This is a genomic window from Kitasatospora sp. NPDC001159, assembly GCF_053598235.1.
In genome coordinates this window covers 1-3,802 of record NZ_JBSFJV010000225.1, presented here as the reverse complement: position 1 = coordinate 3,802, position 3,802 = coordinate 1, and the positions used below count along the sequence as shown (strand labels likewise).

The following is a 3,802-nucleotide window of genomic DNA, read 5'->3' as shown; positions in this document are numbered from 1 at the left end:
TTGCACTCGCGTCATGCAAGACGATCTACCGGATTAGACCCTGTCACGAGGGCGAATCCCGCAGATTGATCACAAGCCGATACGCGCCCTAGCCGCGGCGGGCATCCGCTGACACCGCTGCCCGCGCCCGCCGTCGTCGAGGCGGCCCTCACAGCTTCGCGAGCGCCCCCTCCACGTCCGCCCACAGGTCCTCCGGGTGCTCGATGCCCACCGAGACCCGCACCGTCCCCGGGCCGATGCCCGCCGCCGCCAACTCGGCGTCCGAGAGCTGCCGGTGGGAGGTGCTGGCGGGCCGGATGCAGCACCAGGGTCTGGACGCCGCCGAGCGAGGGGGCCAGCGAGGCCAGGCGGACGGACTCGGTGAAGGTGCGGGCCGCCTCGCGGCCGCCGGACAGGTCGAAGACGAGGACGCCGCCCTGGCCGTCCGGCAGGAGCCGGCGGGCGCGGTCGTGGTCGGGGTGGGTGGGCAGGCCCGGGTAGTGGACGGCGGAGACCGCCGGGTGGGCGGCCAGGCGGGTGGCCAGGTCGAGGGCGGTGTCGCAGTGGCGGCGGACCCGCAGGGCGAGGGTCTGCAGGCCCCGCAGGGTCAGCCAGGCGGCGAACGGGTCCGCGCTGGCGCCCAGCTCGGTCGCGAACTGCCAGACCTTCCGGCGCAGTTCGGCGTCGGCGAAGACCGCGATCCCGGCCAGGACATCCGAGTGCCCGCCCAGGTACTTGGTGGCCGAGTGGATCACCACGTCCGCACCGTGCTCGATCGGCCGGCACAGCAACGGGGTCGCGAAGGTGTTGTCCACGACGCTCACCACCCCCGCCCGCTTGGCGGCGCCGATCAGCCCCGTCAGGTCGGTGACCCGGGTGGTCGGGTTGGAGACCGTCTCCAGGTGCAGCAGCCGGGTGTTGGGCCGCAGGGCGGCCTCGACCTCGCCCGGGTCGTCGCCCGTGACGTGGGTCACCTCGACGCCCCACCGCTCCGCGAGGTCGGCCAGCATCGCGAAGGTGCCGCCGTACAGGCTCCGTTGGGCGATCACGTGGTCGCCGGAGCGCAGCAGGGCGAGCAGCACGGTGTTGATCGCGCCCATGCCGGAGGCGGTGGCGATCGCGCCGGTGCCGCCTTCGAGGTCGGCGACGGCGGTCTCCAGCGAGCGGACGGTCGGGTTGCCGAAGCGGTTGTAGAAGAACGCCTCGCCCGGTTCGGCGAAGGCCCGTGCGAGCGCGTCGCTGCTGTCGAAGGCGAACAGGTGACCCTGGTGCAGCGGGATGCCCAGCGGGCGGCTGCCGACGGCCTCGGCGAGCGGCGGGTGGACGATCCGGCTGTCGGGGCGCAGCGCGTCGGGGTTCGGGTGGAAGTCGCTCATGCCGTCATTCTGGGCCGCTTCCGCCCGGCCCGACAGGGCCAATCACAGCCGGGTGGCCCGGTCCGGACGCCGAAGGGGGCACCTGGACCGGGCGCTCGGGCTCGACCGGTCAGCGACTGCGGCAGGTCAGCGGCTGCGGCGGAAGATCCGCTTCACGAGGTGGATGATGCCCCAGATCACCAGGATGATGAACAGAATGATCAGGATGATCACGACCAGCAGGAACTTGCCGAGCTTGGCGAAGAAGCCCGACTTCTTCTTCTCCTGCTTGGCCGCGAGGTGCGCAGCGGAGGCGGACGCGGCCACCTCGGAACGGACGCCCTGGGCGGCGTTCGTGGCAACCGGTCCCCCCGCGACGGCCGCGGTGCCCGGGGCGGCGGCGGCCGCGACGGTCCGGGGCGCGGCCACCGCCGTCGCGCTCGACGCCGCGGTGCTCAGGCCCACGGCAGCCAGCAGTGCCACCAGGGCGCCGGCTATCGAACGTGCGATCCGGTGAGTCATCGTGCTCCTCGTACAGGTCCGGAGCAGCGAGGATGAGTCACAGCCGACCAGCTCTCCTGGCCTGACCAGTGATTTTCTCATCTACGCTTAGTATGCTCCTCTGAAGTTCTACAGCGGTGTAAAAGTTTAGCGACGGGCCTGCCCGGATCGGCTCAGACCCCGGGCCACGCGAATCCACCGCTTCAACGGGGGTTCCGTGGCAACTGTGGAGGATGACGCCGTGTCGGGTCGCAGGGGTTCCCCCGAAGCCGAGAATTCACCGCACCGCCCCGGCGGACGACGGGCCGCAGGCCGGAAAACCGCCACAGACAACGACATATCGGACGACCGTCCGACGAGTCGGGCCAAGCCCAAGCGTAAACGCAGCACCAAGCAGAAGGTGCTCTGGGTCACAGCCGGCTGCACCTCCCTCCTCCTCATCGGCGGCGGCGCCCTCTACTACCGCCTGAACAGCAACATCACCACCTTCGACCGCGACGCCCTCAGCAAGGACCGCCCGGAGGCCGCCGCCCCGGACGCCCAGGGCCGCACCCCGGTGAACGTCCTGATGATCGGCTCCGACAGCCGCGGCAACGGCAACAGCGACCTGGGCGGCGGCGGGGACGAGGGCGCCCGCTCGGACACCGCGATCCTGCTGCACGTCTACGCCGACCACAAGCACGCCGTCGGCATCTCGATCCCCCGCGACTCCCTGGTCAACATCCCGCCGTGCAAGCTCCCCAACGGCAAGTGGACCAAGGAGCAGACCAATGTGATGTTCAACAGCGCCTTCGCGGTGGGCAACACCGAGCAGGGCAACCCGGCCTGCACCCAGAACGCCGTCGAGAAGCTCACCAACCTGCGGGTCGACCACACCATCGTGGTGGACTTCAACGGCTTCGCCACCATGACCAAGGCGGTCGGCGGCGTGGACGTCTGCCTGCCGAACGACATCCACGAGGGAGACCTCAACCCCAACCTCGGCCACAAGGGCAAGCTGATCTTCGCCAAGGGCAAGCAGAAGGTCGAGGGACAGGCCGCGCTGGACTTCGTCCGGGTCCGCCACGGCATCGGCGACGGCTCCGACATCGGCCGCACCAAGCGCCAGCAGGCCTTCCTCTCCTCGCTCATCAAGCAGGTCAAGTCGCAGGGCATGGACCCGACCACCCTGCTGCCGCTGGCCGACGCGGCGACCAAGTCGCTGACCGTCGACCCCGACCTCGGCACGGCCGCCAAGCTGATGTCCTTCGCCATGTCGATCAAGGACGTGGACCTGCACGACATCAAGTTCATCACCGCCCCGTGGCGGTACGAGGGCCCGCGCGTCGCCCTGGTCCACCCCGACGTGGACCAGCTCTGGGCCGCCCTCAAGGCCGACCGCACCATCGACGGCCAGGACGCCAGCGCCCAGCGTCCGGACGCCCCCGACACCGCCGCCCCCAGCACCCCGCCCGCCGCGGCGACCCCACCCCCCACCGCGAACGCCAAGAACGCCGAGATCAAGGTCGCCGTGCTCAACAGCACCGGCGAGTCCGGCGTCGGCGGCAAGGCGGCCGAGACCGTCAAGGGCGCCGGCTACACCGTGGGCACCATCGGCAACGCGCCCGGCAAGCCCCGCAGCACCACCGTGGTCGAGTACGGCACCGGCGAGCGCGCCGCCGCCGAGGAGGTGGCCAAGCTCTTCCCGGGCGCGAACGTCCAACCCGGCGGCAAGGGCCTGAGCGTGGTGGTTGGCCACGACTTCGCCGCCGCCAACCCGGCCCCCGCCGCCTCGGCGCCCGGCGCGAACCCCGGCGCCCCGGCCCCGCTGCCCTCCAGCGTCAGCGGCACCGCCCGCTCGGCGGACGACGACCCCTGCGCCAACGTCTCCTACGGCTGAGCCCCGACCGCGGAACGGACGACGGCGGGGCCCAAGGGCATCAACTACCTCCGCCTCGGCGCCATCCACCTGCGGACCTACTTCACCC

General features: G+C 71.4%; 3 protein-coding genes. 1 reads left to right on the top strand and 2 read right to left on the bottom strand.

What is annotated here, in order from left to right:
- Positions 1 to 11: 11 nt before the first annotated feature.
- The gene (locus ACWC9T_RS41180) at positions 12 to 1,355 is read right to left on the bottom strand and encodes a trans-sulfuration enzyme family protein (RefSeq protein ID WP_449826142.1); all 1,344 of its coding nucleotides are present in this window, start codon (positions 1,353 to 1,355) and stop codon (positions 12 to 14) included.
- 126 nt (positions 1,356 to 1,481) lie between these two features.
- Entirely contained in the window at positions 1,482 to 1,856 is a 375-nt protein-coding gene (locus ACWC9T_RS41175) for a hypothetical protein (protein ID WP_449826141.1), read from the bottom strand.
- A 220-nt stretch (positions 1,857 to 2,076) separates the two neighbouring features.
- On the opposite strand from ACWC9T_RS41175, the gene ACWC9T_RS41170 reads away from it, so the two are divergent.
- A complete protein-coding gene (locus tag ACWC9T_RS41170; protein ID WP_449826140.1) occupies positions 2,077 to 3,714 on the top strand; it encodes an LCP family protein in 1,638 nt (545 codons plus the stop codon).
- The last annotated feature ends 88 nt before the right edge of the window (positions 3,715 to 3,802 follow it).

What these genes read in the sequence shown, in the direction of transcription:
- ACWC9T_RS41180 (WP_449826142.1), bottom strand. Translation starts at nt 1,355, where the DNA reads ATGAGCGACTTCCACCCGAACCCCGACGCGCTGCGCCCCGACAGCCGG.
- ACWC9T_RS41175 (WP_449826141.1), bottom strand. Translation starts at nt 1,856, where the DNA reads ATGACTCACCGGATCGCACGTTCGATAGCCGGCGCCCTGGTGGCACTG.